A 13,956-nucleotide genomic window follows, 5' to 3' on the forward strand; every position below is an offset into this window, starting at 1 on the left:
GGAGGTCCCAAAGCCGGGGGGAGGCGTCTTTTTCTTTTTTTCCCAGGAAAACCCGCAAAAAGGGGAAGACCACGCCACCCCCCCCCCCCCCCGGGGCGGCCCAGCGGCGGTGGCCGGCCAACGGGGTCGGCGCCCTCCCCCGCGTAATCCAGGTGCCGGCCGGCCGACGCCCTGCGAGCATCGAAGCCGCGGCGCCGCGAAGGGAGCCGCCCCGGAACGGGAAGCGAGGTCCGGCATGCCGATCGACCGGCGCGTCATCGACCGCTACATGCTGGCGACGGACTCCGACTACCCCCGCTACCTCGAACTCGGCAACTGGCGCTGCCTGCGCCCGCAGTGGCCCCACCGGGAACGCTTCGCCCGCAGCCTGATCGAAGACGCGGCCTCCATCACCGACGCCGACCTGGAGACCCTCCTCGAAGGCGGCTGGCGGCCACGGGTCACCGCCGCCTGGCTGATCGGCGTAGGCCTGCGCACCACGTTCCGCGAGCGCATCGGCACCCTGCTCCTGGACAGCGAGGTCTGCTACGCCGGCAGCGGCTACTGCTTCGCCCTGGCGCGCTTCGGCACTGCGGAGGACGCCGGGATCCTCGCGGCGTACCTGGACCGCTACCTGCCGCAGACCGGCCTCGACTACGACCAGGGGGCCGCCCTCGGCGCCCTCCTCCACCTCGACACCCGCCTCGGCACCGACCCGCGCGGCTCGCCCGGACGGTCCGTCGGAGATGATGGCGGGATGTTGGTCAGGGTAGAGGCGGTGCGGCCCGCCTCCTCGGGGGTCGTCCGGGTCCACTCGCCGCTGGGCACCGTTGAGGTGCTCTGGCGGGGGGCTGCCGAGGCAGTGGGGCGGGAACACCACGTGGAGTGGACCGTGGACGAGGACATCGTCTGGACCGTGAACGCCTGGCCGAGTGCCTCTGCTGCTCCTGCACTACGGGAAGACGGCGACCGCATCGTCTTTCGGGGACAGCTGAGCCTCTTCGAAGACGGAGGTGTCGCCCTGGACCTGGGCGGAACCTCGATCCTCTTCGATCTCACCGGGCCGCCACCACCGCCGGAGAGCGGCGCAGATGGAGCATGGGTCGAGGTCCGCGTGGCACGAGACCGCGTCAGTCTCTGGCCCTGCGCGCTCTGACTGCCGCCGGACGGTCGGGCCCATCAGCCCTGAGCCGGCAGCGAGTGGACCAGCTGCCGGGGGGCGCCAGCCTCCCGCCGGAGGCTCTCACGACGATGAGCCCGTCCCCTTCGAAGGCGATGCGATCTCCGGCGGCCAGGAAGAGCGGCTCGGCCGGCTCGAATACATAACCGTCGTCAGTCTCAAGGTCCTCGACCAGCACCATCCGCGGGATCGGCGTGGCTCCGTCAGCTATCAGGCGCATACCGAGATGGTCACACGCGCCCTGAACAAACCGGGTGACGGGTCCCGCCGTCCTCGTCCTCCACACCGCGGCCTGGCGCTACCTGGGGGTAGAAGCCCACCTCTCCCCCTGCAGCCCTCACGACAGGGCCCCGCCCGTCACGGTGCCCCGGGACCGCGAACACCCGCCGTAGGATCGGCGGATGAGCAGACGGCAGCCCTCCCCCTCCGTGTGTGTCGACGTACCCGACGGGCACGGCGTCATCGAAGTGACCGGTGACGCGGGTGGCAGCCTGCTCCTCCTCGTCGGTGATCCGGTGTTCCTGGAGGGCAACGACGGCTGCGGCAGTGTGGGTTGGCTGGCGGCTCGGGCGGGAGCGGGCGGGCCCGGGCTCGACGAGGTCAAGTACCTCGGCGAGTGGCTCAGCGCGCCCGGCCTCGTGCCCGATCCGCGTACCGGACGGGTCGAGCCGCCGGATCCGGAGTGTCTGCGGCCGCTGCTGTCGCTGCTCGCCCCCGGGCGGTACGTGATGAGGGCCGAAGTCGCTCCGCACCACCTGCGGGTGGTCCACCCGCGTGCCCTCCAGGTCCAGCACTGGTACCCCGACGAGGACTTGGCGCTGGTGACCACCGACACGTGGCCGCCCCGCGACCACCGGGCGGTGCGCGGGTACCGCGACCGCATCCGCGCCGGGGGCGACCTGCCGGCGCTGGTCGCGCTGTTCCCCACCGCCGACAGCTGGGTGGGCTACCTCCTCGACGGGCACCACAAGCTCGCCGCGTACCAGCAGGCGGGGATCGCCCCGCTTGTCATCAGGCTGACCCCGCACGTACCGAGCCCCGTCCGCCGCGACGACGTCGACCGCGCCCGGGCAGCGTTCTCCGACGGGGCGACTCCGCACCGGGACGAAGCGTTGGGCAGGGTCTTCGCCTACATGCGGGCGGAATCCGTCTGACACCGTCGCCGACCATCGGCCCCCCTCCCCCGGTCCGGCTCCGACTTTTGTCCGCGGACAAAAGTCCGGGCCCCACGGCGTGTGTCCGCTGCCAATGAATCCAGCCCGTTTGTCGCCGAACACAGTCGTGGGCAGGTCCCGGACAGCGCACTGCGTGCGAACGGAGTGGCTGCGTCGTCCCGGAGGATGACGTCGACTCCGCCACGCGGGGGAGCCTCTCGTCCAAGTGCTGTTCTCCGGGGCTACCCGAGTCCGGCGTACAGTCTGACGAAACTCGGTCAGCGGCACGCCACGATGAGCTGCATGACCAGCCCAGTAGCCAACGTGACCACGAACTCCATTACGCCGCCCCCACGTTGGGCGGTATGGGCAGCGCACCTGACCACGCTGGTCGTACTGCCCAGCGGGTTGTGGCGCATCGCCATGGTGCTGGGATGGCAGGCCGGTTACACCGACGAGGGCTTCATCCCCTTCGATACACCCGTCGCGAAGATCCAGATGCTGACGCTCAGTGTGGTCTGCGAGCTCCTGGCCTTCTTGACGATCGGACTGGTGCGGCCCTGGGGCGAGGTCGTGCCGCGCTGGATACCGCTGATCGGGGGGCGCGCCGTCCGCCCCATGGCCGCCGTCGTCCCAGCAGCCCTTGGCGCCATCGCACTGACCCTGCTCTGGGCCGACCTCCCTTGGTGGTGGACGTACCCGCACGATGACATGACGGACACGGGCAACCTCGTCGTCGGCATCCTCTACCAGCCACTGGTCCTCTGGGGCCCCCTGCTCGCCGCTGTCACCATCTCCTACTACCGCCGCCACGGTTCCAGGCAGGCACCGACTACCGAGCTTGAAGACCAACGCCCACGCTCGACCGGTCGGCAAGCGACCGTTCATCGAGCTGGAGCCCACCGACCACCCACTCGCTGTCGAACAGCGCACCGGAATCACGCAGGACCGCATTCGTGAGATCGCCATGGCTGTGCTGCACCCGGCCTGACTGGCAGCGTCGGTCGAAGCTCACCGAGTCCGGTCGAACTTCGTTGAGACAGGACACCCAGGCGCTGCCCCCTCGACTTTTGTCCGCGTGTCCCGTCTCGAAGGATCTGGTTCCCGTCTCAAGTGATCTGGTCCGATTCGCTTCTTGTCTCAGGTGACGTGGCTCGCCAGCTGTGGACCGGACATCCAGGCTGGGCCACCTCACAGACACATCCAGCAGTAGAGCTGCTCGCCGGCTTCGAGGGCCCGCCTGGCGAGCAGGATGATCTCTTCAGCCACCGGCTGCATGTCCTCGACCCGCGCTCCGTGCAGCTCTTCCGCCTGCACCCACCTGGCGACGATGGTTGGCACTTCGGAGTCGCGCACAGCCGCCAGAGTGTCCCGTACCAGGGGATTGAGTTCGGATACCCACGGTCCCGTCACCCACGGGTCGTCCTCGTCCTCGGGGCCGTCCGGGCCGGGTACTGGGGAGGCCGGCCACACGGTCACCTCCTCGACCAGGTCCACTCGCCACTGAACCTGACGGATGGCAGCAATCAGCAGCGCCAGGACAACGGTCGGATCCACGTGCTTGGCCTGGACCCCATCGAAGACAGGGGGCCCTGCGCCGAGCGGGGACCCACCATCCGCCCGCTCAAGCACCTCCACAACCGATGCCGCATCCACCGCGCGGAAGTAGTCAGTCAGAGCGCCCATTGCTTCCTCTCAGCTTCCAGTTCGTCGGCAGGCAGTAGATCAGGCACCGCCCACAGCAGGAGGGGGCGGACCAGATCAACTGAGACGAGGTTCGGCATCCACCAGCGCCGGACCACATCAGCCCGGCTGCTGCCGGCGCCGCAGCGCCCGTCGTCGGGAAAGGACGAGCCGGCGGTGTTGCCGGTCCACCTCCGTGACGACGACCCGGAACTCGTCCCCGACCCGGACGATCTCCTCCGGCGTCTCGACCGGTGTCCAGGCGAGCTCCAGCAGCGGAACCAGTCCCTCGATGCCCTTGGCGACCTCGACGAAGACGCCGAAGGGAACCAGCTCGGTGACCCGGCCCGGCAGCGTCTGCCCGACGCTGGTGTCGTCGGCGAAGGTCTGGAACGGGTCGGGCTGCGTGGCCTTCAGGGACAGCCGGGCCTCTCCGTTCCAGGTGTCGAACTGCAGGAACTCACATGTGACGCGCTCCCCCACCCTGACGATCTCCGTGGCCGCGTCGAAGCGCTGCCAGGCCAGTTCGACGTACGAGATGAACCCGACGCCCGGGAAGACCGGGTGGGCGGGGCCGTCGTCCAGGGCGACGAACACGCCGAAGGATTCGATGGAGGCGACGCGGCCCGAGATCCGTTCGCCGAGTTCGAGGGAGCTGAGGAACTCCCAGAGCCCCGGTGTCTCTGCGATGTCCATGGCCCGCCACCCTATGACCCGTGTCACGGGCCCTCGCGGGCGGGGCACCCACAACGGCCCGCTGCCGACTTTTGTCCGCGGACAAAAGTCGGGGGTCAGCGCTCGCCCGGGATTCGCCCTGCAGCGGGTGCGGGATCGGGTACGAAGAGGCTCAGTCGGTACGTGTCCGGGTAGATCAGGCGCCCGCAGAAGTTGTCCACGCGGACGGCGCTCCAGTCGATCTCCGGATCCGACTCTCGGAGTCGCCGGACGTAGGCGCGGAACTCCGAGGCGTCCTGGGTCTCGAAGAGCACCTCCCATCGGCCCGCGTCGGGTGCGAAGCGCTCAGCGCTCCGCCTCGCCTCGTCCTGACGTCGGCGCTTCCTCTTCCGCTGTCCTGGCATCGCCCCAGCATCCTCGGCTCCAGGCCGACGGAGCAAGGCTGCCGCTGGAAACGGGGTTGACCGACAGCGCCTCCTCGACGCCGGCGAAGCCCTCGTACTGCGCGCCCGAGAGGTACTGGCCGCCGACGAGTGACCCCGACTTTTGTCCGCGGACAAAAGTCGCCCCCTCTGGGGAGGGAGGCAGGAGGCATGGAGGTGCTCGCCCGCACGCGGCCACCGGGTGGTGCACGCCGTGCGGGCGCCGTCGGGCACCGCTGCAAGGAACCGTGGTGCTGCCGGGTCCTCGACCCGGATGCGGCCATCGGCCTGCTCGCCAGGGTCCGTGAGCGTCAGGGCCGGATCGACGACCTGCGCGCGTACGCGTGCTCCGAGCCCCACGTGGACTTCGTTCGCTGAGACGGACTGCAGGACTCGTGCCTGCCGGAATGCGTGTCGCTGTCCCGTCTCATTCGATCTGGTCCCTATGGAGCGTGCCGCCGGGACTGCCCCCTGCCCAGGCGGCCGCGCTGTCGTCAACGAGCGAACTTCTCGATGGCCGCCGGCGTGACAGGGGTGAAGAAGTTGACGAGGTTGCCGTCGGGGTCACGGAGCAGGAGCGACCGGTTGCCCCAGGGCATCGTGGTGGGCACGGTCACGAAGTCGGCGACGAAATCGGCCAGGTTCCGGTACACGCCGTCCACGTCGGCGACGAGGAATTCAGTGATCACGGTGTTGTTGTCGGCAGGATGGGCGGAGCCCGGTGCGAACAGTGCCACGGTGCGGGTGCTGCCGATCGCGAGGGTCCCACTGGCGGTCCGCAGTTCGGCGAAGTCCTCGGTGGACCAGTCCGCCCGCACTCCGGTGGCTCGCTCGTAGAAGTCGACGAGGCGCGCGACGTCGCCTGTGATGATCCGGATCGAAACGAAGTCCATGGTGCTCTCCTCAGGTTGGTGGATTCGCTGCGCTTCGGACGCTAGAGCAAATAGTGGACAGAATCCGTCCGGTATCAGGGCTAGGCTGGTGGACATGGCTCGACCTACTGGCCGCGTGCTCGCTCTCCTGGAACTCCTGCAGTCGGGCGGCATCAGAACGGTGACCGAACTCGCCGACCGGCTCGGCGTCGACGGGCGCACCGTGCGGCGGTATGTGGACCACCTGGTCGATCTCGACATCCCTGTCGAGGCGGTCCGTGGCCGCTATGGCGGGTACCGGCTCGCCCCCGGGTACCGCTTGCCTCCGCTCATGCTCAACGACGACGAGGCGCTCGCCGTGCTGCTCGGGCTCGTCGCCGGCCGCAGGACGGGGTTGCTAACGGCGACCGAGACCGCGGGTGAGACGGCAGCGGCCAAGATTCGCCGGGCTCTGCCCGAGCGTCTGGCCCGTCGGCTCGACGCTGTCATGGAAGCCCTCGCCTTCACGGCTCCGGCCGGCGAGTTGGCTACCCCGGAGACCGGGGTCCTGCTCGCCATTGCCGATGCGGTACGCCATCGCCGCCCGATCTCGATCAGGTACACCGCCCGAGACGGCCGACGAAGCGAACGCACGCTGCACCCGTACGGGATCGTCACCCATGCGGGCCGGTGGTATGTCACGGGCACCGATCCCGAGATCGGCCAGGACCGGACATTCCGGCTCGATCGCATATCGGACGCCAGGACCCTGCCCGGCTCGTTCGAGCCGCCCGCCGGACTCGATCCGGCACAGCGCGTCCTGTCAGGGCTCGCCAAGGCCGCGTACCAGCACGAAGTGACCCTGCGGATCCATGGGACGGTCGAGCAGATCCGCACCCGGCTTCCTGCCAGCGTCGCGAGCGTGGAGGAGCCCGCGCCCGTGGATGGCACAGATCCGCACACCGAGCGTTGGATCCACGTCGAATTGCGGGCAGAGCGGCTCGACTGGTTGCCTCCTGTACTCGCCTCGCTCGACCGGCCGTTCGTCATCGAGCGACCGGACGAACTCCGAGACCTTGCCATCGCGTTCGCCGACCGGTTCACAGCCTCTGCCCGCCAAGCCTGACGTCGCTGCCCACTGCGAGAGCCCCAGCTGCGGATTCCCAAGTCACTGGCCTCGGGTCCGCACGCGCCGGGGCGCCGGGGCGCCGGGACATCAGGGCCGGACCGGATCAACTGGGACAACACCCGGCATCCAGGCTTCCGGGACCAGATCGCTTGAGATTGTCGGCGGTCCGGCATCTCAGTTGATCTGGTCGCCGCAGGTCACTGCCCTGGATCCGGACCAGATCATTTGAGACGGGACAGTCGCGGCTAGGACTCGCTCGCTCCTGAGCCAGGCCAGACGGCAAGGTCTCCGCCAGGTAGCGACGCGAAGCGCCATCCTCGTGGGCCCGTGACCTGCCAGGCTTCAAAGGACGGATCGGGCGAGCAGGTCAGGTGGAAGTGGCGCGCACCGCGAGACCAGCGGAACGTACGCACCGGAGCCACATCCTCGAACCGGCTCGTCACGCAGTCCCGCAGCGGACGCCTACGGCGTCCGTGCACCTCGTCCACGTAGGACAACTCGGCGCACGACCAGCCAGGGTGCTCTCATGACGACGGCCCGAGTTTTTTTCGCTGCCCAAAATGGGGCCTTCTGCCTTAGGGGGTGTGTGGTTCAGCGGTTGGCAGTCGTCCTGCCGTTGCTGTCGATGAGGAGCATGGTCAGCTCCGCCCGCTGCCTCGGCGGCATGTTCTGGCGGATCGCCTCGAAGACCGCCTGGGGGTCGCCCCACGCGACCGGGGCCGCCGCCGTACTCTTCGCCTGGACCGGGATCGCCATCTCCGGCTCGGCTTCCGGCTCCTGCTCCGGCTCCGGCTCGGCCTCGGCGATGACCGGCTCCGGCAGGGGAGTGGGGCTCACGGCAAGCGGAGCCGGGGCTTCCACCACCACTGCCGGCTGCGGCTCCGGCTCCGGCTCCGGCTCCGGCTCCGGCTCCGGCTCCCGACTTTTGTCCGCGGACAAAAGTCGGGGCTCCGGGGCGGCGACGATCGCGGGGCCCGGCTCGGCGGCCACCACCGGGGCGGGGGCGGGGTCGGAGGCCGGTACGGGCACCGGGACCGGCGTCGGCGCGGGCTCACGGGCCTCGCGCAGGATCTCCCGCTGGGCCGCCTTCGCCCGGGCCTCCTGTGCCTTGTTCTCCTGGAGCAGGTCCAGCAGGGAGGCCGCGTCCGCGCCCGGCCGGTCCTTCGCCGCGCGCGCCAGGAGGCGTCCGTCCCGCTCGGGCATGTCGCCGGAGCTCAGCATGGCCTGGATCTCCTCGGGGAGTTCCAGCAGCACCAGCTGGTTGGTGATCCACGACGGCGACTTCCCCAGCCGCTCCGCCGCCCGCGACTTCGCCCCGTGCTCCCGGCCCTGCTCCGCGCAGGTGTCCACGAGCTGCTGCACGCCGCGGGCGCGCTCGATGACGTCGAAGTCCTCGCGTTCGAGGTTCTCCGCGAGGAGGTGGTCGATGAAGTCCGCGCGGGACACCGCCAGGTCGTCGCGCACGACGAAGTCCAGCGACTCCAGCCCCACGTGCACGGCGCTGCGGAACCGGCGTTCGCCGTTGATGAGGACGTACGCGGCCGCCCCGATCCGCGACGCGTGGTCCGGCCACAGGCCGAGGTAGGCCTCACGGCCGACGACGACACAGGCAGAGAGCTGCGCCTGACGCAGCTCCTCGCCGAAGCGGGTCTTGTCCTCGTCCGTGCCGAAGTTGCGGCGCGGGTTGAGGGGGGTGGGGGAGACCTGGTCGAGGGGGACGCGGATCAGTTCGTACGCCGGTACGTCGCCCTGCGCGATGGCCTTGGCCCGCCCGCGCTCGCTGCGGCCGCCGGCGCGGCGGGCGTTGCTGAAGGCCGCACCGGTGCCGAGGAGGTCGCTCTTGCTCATACCGCGATCCTCCGGGCGATCTCACGCATGGCCTCGGACTGCTCGCACTCCGGCGCGTAGTGCAGCAGGGGCAGCTTGACGCGCACGGCCTCGCGCTGCTCCTTCAGGTCGGAGATGACGGTGATGACGGGCGGGTCCCCGAACTCCTTCCAGCTGTTGAGGGAGGAGGTGACGACGTAGCCCTTGCGGCTGTCGTAGAGGTTGACGACGAAACCGAGCTGCGCGATGTCGATGTCGAGGTCGTCGATCAGGTCCTCGAGCTGCTCGCTGAGCATGTCGTACGCGTCGGCGGAGGTGTCCTCGGCCTGGACGGGGACGACGATGCCGGAGGTCTTCGGGGCCTCGCCCTCGCGGGTACGGGCGTAGTAGAGGGCGGTGTCCATGGTGTAGCCGAGGCTGGGCGGGCAGTCGACGACGATGTAGTCGAACTCCTTCTCCAGCTCTTCGAGCGCCTTCTCCAGCGCCGTCTCCTTGGTGCGCACGTGGCGGGTAGTGGCCAGCCGGGCGTCGAGGAGGAAGGCGTCCTTGCAGGACGGCAGGAGGAAGAGGCGGCCGGCGAAGACGCCGTGCTCGATGGGTACGAGGAGGTCGCGGACCCGGCCCTCGATCTCCCCCAGCATGTGCTTGGCGAGGCTGGGCTCCTTGATGCCGAGCATCTCGGCACCAAGGTGGCGGGTGAGGTGGCCCTGGGGGTCGAAGTCGATGACGCAGACCCGCGCGCCCGTCTCGGCGAGGGCCTGGGAGAGGCCGTTGCTGATGGCGCTCTTGCCGACACCGCCCTTCTGGTTGCAGACCACGACCCGGCGGGCGCCCTCGTTGGCCGGCCGGCGGCGGCCCATGGGGGAGGGGTGGGTGTCGAGCCAGAGCCGGATCGACTGGGCGACGCCCTGGTTGTACGGGATCTCCCGCGTACGGCAGTCGTCCTTGAAATCCCCGTACAGGCCGGTGGGGAGGTAGGTGGAGAAGGAGGAGGAGCCGGAGGTGTCCACGGGGGTGGCGGCCGTTGCGTCGGCGCGCCAGGCGTGGATGCCCTCGGTGACGGCGTCCTGGATGTCCACGCCCAACTGGGCTGCGCGGACCTTGAGTTCCTGCCTCAGGGGCGCCGGCAGCTTGGCAACTACCTTTTCCCTGACTTCCGGATCGTATGGGGCGGTCATGCGGGTACCTTACTAACCTTCTGACGGGAAGGCGAAGAGGCACACCGAAATATGTTGCCCTGGTATAGGGCGGATTGCTGTCAAAGATCACCGGTTACCTTGGCCTGGAAGCCCGTTGCCGACCGGAAGTACCGGCGCACCTGTCGTCCCTGACGACCGGTTCAGGCCGTCAGGGACGACGGGCCGTCACGCGACCAGGCGCAGCCAGGCCGCCGCGAGTGCGGCGTGGCCGGCCGGCGTCGGGTGTACGCCGTCCGCGGCCCAGTGCTCCGGCACGGTCCTCGCACTGAGCTCGGCGAACATGCCGTCGGCAGCGATCAGATGCGCGCCGTACCGGCGGGCGAGCCTGCGCACGGCCTGGATCTTCGGGTCCAGGTCGGTGCGCCACTGCCTCCGCTCCCGCTCCCCGATGCGCGCGGCACCGGCCTCGACGACGCCGCGGATCGGCAGGAGGAACGGCTCGATGAGGATCAGCTCGGTGCCCGCCTCGGCGAGGGGGGCGAGGAGCCGGTCGTAACCCGCTTCGAACTCCTCGACGGGGATGACGTGTCCCTCAGGGTCGATCGTGTGCCAGCCCATGTCGTTGACGCCGACCAGGATCGACAGCAGGTCGGGGCGCGCGTCGAGCACGTCCGTCCGCCAGCGGGCCTCCAGGTCCATCACCTTGTGGCCGCTGATCCCGGTGTTCAGCCAGGTGACGGCCCGGTCGGGGTGCCGGAGTCCCCACTCGCCCGCGACGCGCAGCGGGTAGCCGAACCCGAGGCCGTCCTCGCTCTCCAGCCGTTGGCAGTCGGTGATCGAATCACCGGTGAACATGACGGTGCTTCCGGGCCGGATGGTGATCGTCATGCGCGCTCCTCGAAGTCGGCGGGGCTCAGGCGGGGGAGGGACCCTCGAAAGGTCCCAGACCCCACCGACGCCCCACCCACACCCCACCGACACCAGCCCGACAGCCTCTGACAGCTTCCGGCAGTCCTGACGCCTGCGGTCACTGAGCCCGGGGGTAGCTCTGGCCGCGTCTGCGTGACGGCTACTACGCCCGACTCAGCAGGGTTCCGAACCGCGCACTTCAGCCTCGACGACGATCTCGCCGTCGAGCGTGCCCGTTCGCACGTCGATCAGGTGGTGGCGGAACCACTCCTCCTCGTCCTGCCCCTCACCTCCCAGGGTGACGACGGCGAGTTCGGGGGTGAGGCAGCCTCCAGTGCTTCAGCAGGCGAGTTGAGCACCACGTTCGGAAACCATTGCCGGGAGCGGCCGCCAGCTGACCGGGACGTCGCGCATGACCAGAGCGCAGTCCAGGGTCGCACTCCCCGGCGGGAAGCGCTCCGGATCGTCGAAGAAGGACGATACGGCGGAGCGGACCCGGCAGGCCTCCACGTGCCAGGCATCGGTCTGCAGTTCCATGCCGTCCAGGTGACGGCCGGAGCTGGTGGCCGAGAAGCCCTTCGCCCCGTCCCGGAAGAAACAGGAAGCCTCGGCGAGATCGGCGAAGAGTGCGCTGCCGCGCAGTTCGTCGGACAGCTCGACGGTGACGTCGACTCGGGTGTCGCCGTCCCGTGTGGCCAGCGCGACGCTCATCCGACCGGGCGTCTCGTGCACCTCGAAGTCGGCGCGCCCGTGTTCGCCGGGGAAGAGGCGGCCTCCGGCCCAGACGTTGAGCCGCGAGGCCGTGTCGCGCCTCGGGATGTACACGCCGGTCTCGACGCCGTCCGGTCCGTCCCACTCGACGGCGATGCGGTGCGCCGCGTTCTCGCTCCGCAGTCCGAGGACCTTGGGCGTCCCGGCGGGCCGGACACTCCCCAGTCGCAGCAGGCAGATGCCCGCGACCGCATGGCCATGCACGAGTTGCGGGCGAAGTGGCGCGGGGAGCAGGCGTTCCGCGATGTCCGGGGCGACTCGGTAGTTCACCAGCAGCCGTCGTTCAACGACACTGGACAGTCGTGGCTGCCTCATGATCCCTCGTTCTGCGCCCTGCGGCGCCATGTGGTGTGGCGAAGCACGATCTGCTCGGGGCAGACGGCGCTGAGGAACCGGCCGATGCTGGCCGCCAGGCGATCCTCGGCCAGTGCGTAGATAATTCGGTTCCCCTCCCGTCGCTCGGTGACCAGTCCGGCTCCCTTGAGCACGCCCAGATGCCGTGAGATGGAGGGCGCGCTGATCGCGAACCTGGCCGCGATCTCACCTGCCGCGAGCTCGCCGCCCCTGAGGTCCTCAAGGATCTGGCGCCTCGTCGGATCGGCGAGCGCACGGAAGGCTCCCGCCTCGTCCTGAGCTTCTGTCATGCCAGGTATTTAACAGCTTAGCTAAACATCTAACAAGGGGGGCCGAGAGAGTAGCCGCTCAAGTCCGCTCGGGTCAGCCGCCGTGGAGACCCCACTCGTCGAGACCCCCGTAGACGTGCGCTTCAAGGCACTGCGGGGCGTCAAGGCCCACGGCCTCGCCCCGGTACACGGCGACGAGCGAGTCCTTGCCCCGCCACCAGGTATCGGTCACGCCCTGCACTTCGGGCACCGGCTCGAAGCCGCCGAGGTCCAACGCCGCGACGGCACTGCCCCTGAGCCGTGTGACGGTCTCGGCCCGGCCGCGGGCGTGCGCGGCGAGCGCCAGGGACTCCACCCAGCCGTCCGTGCTCGCGTGCAGGGGTGTCCAGTGGCAGGCGTCGATCCCGAACGCCCCATCGGGGCCGATCATGAATCCGTAGGCCATCGACACACGGCAGTCCCCCGCCCGGAAGGACCAGCCCGCCGCGTCCGACCCTTCGGGGCAGTCGGCGTCCAGGACCCCCGGGCCGCCCTCGTAGAACGGGGCCGGCGGAAGGGCGAGGCCGCCCCAACGGTCCTGGAAGGCTGCCGCCCGTTCGACCTCGGCGACGGGGATCCCGTGCCCGGTCCACACGTCGCGGTGTCGCCTGATGTCCTGTCGACGGAGCCGGATGCCGTCCGCCTCGACGAACCTCTGCGCCCTGCGGCTCAGGCCGGCGGGCCCGACCGGGACGGCCGATTGCTGGTCGTGGGCCGTCACCGCCGCTCGCCGTCACCGGAGTGGAGAACGGCTGCCGCGATCTCCCGTACACGGTCCAGGGTGATGCCCGTGCGCTGCTCGACGGCGAGGGGGTGATCGGTGGGTTCGAGCTCGACGAAGGGGCGCTCACCGACCGGGCGGGTGTGTACGTGCGTCTTGAGATTGAGGGTCGCGGTCGGGTAGACCGGCAGGTCGGTGGTGAGCCAGCCGAAGTACGGTTCCTCAGCCTCGCGCCCCGGGGTGTCCCACAGCTCCGCAGCCCGGGAGAAGCTTTCACGGCTCAGCGAGACCCAGACCCCCCAGGAGAACACCTCATCGCTGCCGATGACCGGTATCTCTATCAAGCCCTTGATGAAGTAGAACTGCCCGCCGACCACGCACTGGTCCGAGGAGAGCAGGCAGTCATCGGCGTCGGCGAACGCCGGATCCCACACCGCCGGCGCCTCGGCCGTGTAGTTCATCGGCAGCTCAGGATGGTGGGCCCCGCAGCAGGTACAGGTGAAACCGATCTCGCTGGTCATGGTGCTGAAGCCTAGTCACGGGCCCCGGCCCCATCGCGGGCGGTTCCCCTCCGGCCCCCACCTTGGGCCGGCTATAGCGCTCACGGACCCAGTAGCGCGCTCAGTCACAACGAGGTGACGTCCACCGCCCCCCGAGGGGCCCCTGGGGGCCATCCACCTTCGCCAAAAAGCCCTGTGCGGCCCGCTGGCGGCCTGCGAGGGCCGGGAAGGTCGCGGGACACCGGGGGAGTCGGGATCGGCGCCCAGAGGGGCTGTTCTGTCGGTCGTTTTTTGTCCGTTGCGCCGGAAAACGGGCCGTGTCGCTGCATTGGTGTGCCCGTGAGCGTCCGGGGG

16 protein-coding genes and 1 pseudogene are annotated in these 13,956 nt (G+C 69.6%); 5 read left to right on the plus strand and 12 right to left on the minus strand.

Annotation, left to right across the window (positions count from 1 at the left end; translation table 11 throughout):
• The first annotated feature begins 235 nt into the window (after positions 1-235).
• From AC07A6_RS09910 to AC07A6_RS09920, 3 genes and pseudogenes are all read left to right on the plus strand, one after another.
• Positions 236-1,135, plus strand: coding sequence for a DUF6000 family protein (locus tag AC07A6_RS09910; RefSeq protein ID WP_478776740.1), 900 nt, complete (start codon positions 236-238; stop codon positions 1,133-1,135).
• Between the two features lie 425 nt (positions 1,136-1,560).
• The gene (locus AC07A6_RS09915) at positions 1,561-2,313 is read left to right on the plus strand and encodes a hypothetical protein (RefSeq protein WP_478776741.1); all 753 of its coding nucleotides are present in this window, start codon (positions 1,561-1,563) and stop codon (positions 2,311-2,313) included.
• Positions 2,314-3,151: 838 nt separating this feature from the next.
• Positions 3,152-3,304, plus strand: a pseudogene (locus tag AC07A6_RS09920) (DUF2199 domain-containing protein); the annotation flags it as partial.
• 200 nt (positions 3,305-3,504) lie between these two features.
• On the opposite strand, the gene AC07A6_RS09925 reads toward AC07A6_RS09920, so the two are convergent.
• The 3 genes from AC07A6_RS09925 to AC07A6_RS09935 all read right to left on the minus strand — a co-directional run bounded on the left by AC07A6_RS09925 (position 3,505) and on the right by AC07A6_RS09935 (position 5,075).
• Entirely contained in the window at positions 3,505-3,999 is a 495-nt protein-coding gene (locus AC07A6_RS09925) for a hypothetical protein (protein WP_362474201.1), read from the minus strand.
• A gap of 117 nt (positions 4,000-4,116) precedes the next feature.
• A complete protein-coding gene (locus tag AC07A6_RS09930; protein WP_478776742.1) occupies positions 4,117-4,692 on the minus strand; it encodes a S1 RNA-binding domain-containing protein in 576 nt (191 codons plus the stop codon).
• A 95-nt stretch (positions 4,693-4,787) separates the two neighbouring features.
• Positions 4,788-5,075: a hypothetical protein gene (locus AC07A6_RS09935; RefSeq protein ID WP_478776743.1), complete on the minus strand. Its 288-nt coding sequence runs from the start codon at positions 5,073-5,075 to the stop codon at positions 4,788-4,790.
• A 195-nt stretch (positions 5,076-5,270) separates the two neighbouring features.
• On the opposite strand from AC07A6_RS09935, the gene AC07A6_RS09940 reads away from it, so the two are divergent.
• A complete protein-coding gene (locus AC07A6_RS09940; RefSeq protein ID WP_478776744.1) occupies positions 5,271-5,471 on the plus strand; it encodes a hypothetical protein in 201 nt (66 codons plus the stop codon).
• A 116-nt stretch (positions 5,472-5,587) separates the two neighbouring features.
• On the opposite strand, the gene AC07A6_RS09945 is transcribed toward AC07A6_RS09940, so the two are convergent.
• A complete protein-coding gene (locus tag AC07A6_RS09945; protein ID WP_386275356.1) occupies positions 5,588-5,986 on the minus strand; it encodes a VOC family protein in 399 nt (132 codons plus the stop codon).
• 94 nt (positions 5,987-6,080) lie between these two features.
• On the opposite strand from AC07A6_RS09945, the gene AC07A6_RS09950 reads away from it, so the two are divergent.
• Positions 6,081-7,070 carry a helix-turn-helix transcriptional regulator gene (locus tag AC07A6_RS09950; protein WP_478776745.1) on the plus strand — a complete coding sequence of 330 codons (990 nt, stop codon included), beginning with the start codon at positions 6,081-6,083 and terminating at the stop codon, positions 7,068-7,070.
• Between the two features lie 248 nt (positions 7,071-7,318).
• Here the strand turns inward: AC07A6_RS09950 and AC07A6_RS09955 are convergent, their stop codons facing one another.
• The 8 genes from AC07A6_RS09955 to AC07A6_RS09990 form a co-directional block, all read right to left on the minus strand.
• Complete coding sequence (locus AC07A6_RS09955) at positions 7,319-7,561, minus strand: DUF6188 family protein (protein ID WP_478776746.1); 243 nt, start codon at positions 7,559-7,561, stop codon at positions 7,319-7,321.
• Between the two features lie 103 nt (positions 7,562-7,664).
• Positions 7,665-8,921: a ParB/RepB/Spo0J family partition protein gene (locus AC07A6_RS09960; RefSeq protein WP_478776747.1), complete on the minus strand. Its 1,257-nt coding sequence runs from the start codon at positions 8,919-8,921 to the stop codon at positions 7,665-7,667.
• Positions 8,918-10,078: a ParA family protein gene (locus AC07A6_RS09965; protein ID WP_362467526.1), complete on the minus strand. Its 1,161-nt coding sequence runs from the start codon at positions 10,076-10,078 to the stop codon at positions 8,918-8,920. The genes AC07A6_RS09960 and AC07A6_RS09965 overlap by 4 nt, the downstream gene beginning before the upstream one ends.
• A gap of 186 nt (positions 10,079-10,264) precedes the next feature.
• A complete protein-coding gene (locus tag AC07A6_RS09970) occupies positions 10,265-10,927 on the minus strand; it encodes a GDSL-type esterase/lipase family protein (RefSeq protein ID WP_478776748.1) in 663 nt (220 codons plus the stop codon).
• A gap of 360 nt (positions 10,928-11,287) precedes the next feature.
• Positions 11,288-12,034 carry a DUF2071 domain-containing protein gene (locus AC07A6_RS09975; protein WP_478776749.1) on the minus strand — a complete coding sequence of 249 codons (747 nt, stop codon included), beginning with the start codon at positions 12,032-12,034 and terminating at the stop codon, positions 11,288-11,290.
• Complete coding sequence (locus AC07A6_RS09980; protein ID WP_478776750.1) at positions 12,031-12,363, minus strand: metalloregulator ArsR/SmtB family transcription factor; 333 nt, start codon at positions 12,361-12,363, stop codon at positions 12,031-12,033. The genes AC07A6_RS09975 and AC07A6_RS09980 overlap by 4 nt, the downstream gene beginning before the upstream one ends.
• A gap of 73 nt (positions 12,364-12,436) precedes the next feature.
• A complete protein-coding gene (locus tag AC07A6_RS09985) occupies positions 12,437-13,102 on the minus strand; it encodes a hypothetical protein (protein WP_478776751.1) in 666 nt (221 codons plus the stop codon).
• Positions 13,099-13,563: a DUF2199 domain-containing protein gene (locus tag AC07A6_RS09990; RefSeq protein ID WP_478776784.1), complete on the minus strand. Its 465-nt coding sequence runs from the start codon at positions 13,561-13,563 to the stop codon at positions 13,099-13,101. The genes AC07A6_RS09985 and AC07A6_RS09990 overlap by 4 nt, the downstream gene beginning before the upstream one ends.
• Between the last annotated feature and the right edge of the window lie 393 nt (positions 13,564-13,956).

It is taken from the genome of Streptomyces sp. NPDC044002 (assembly GCF_056434525.1).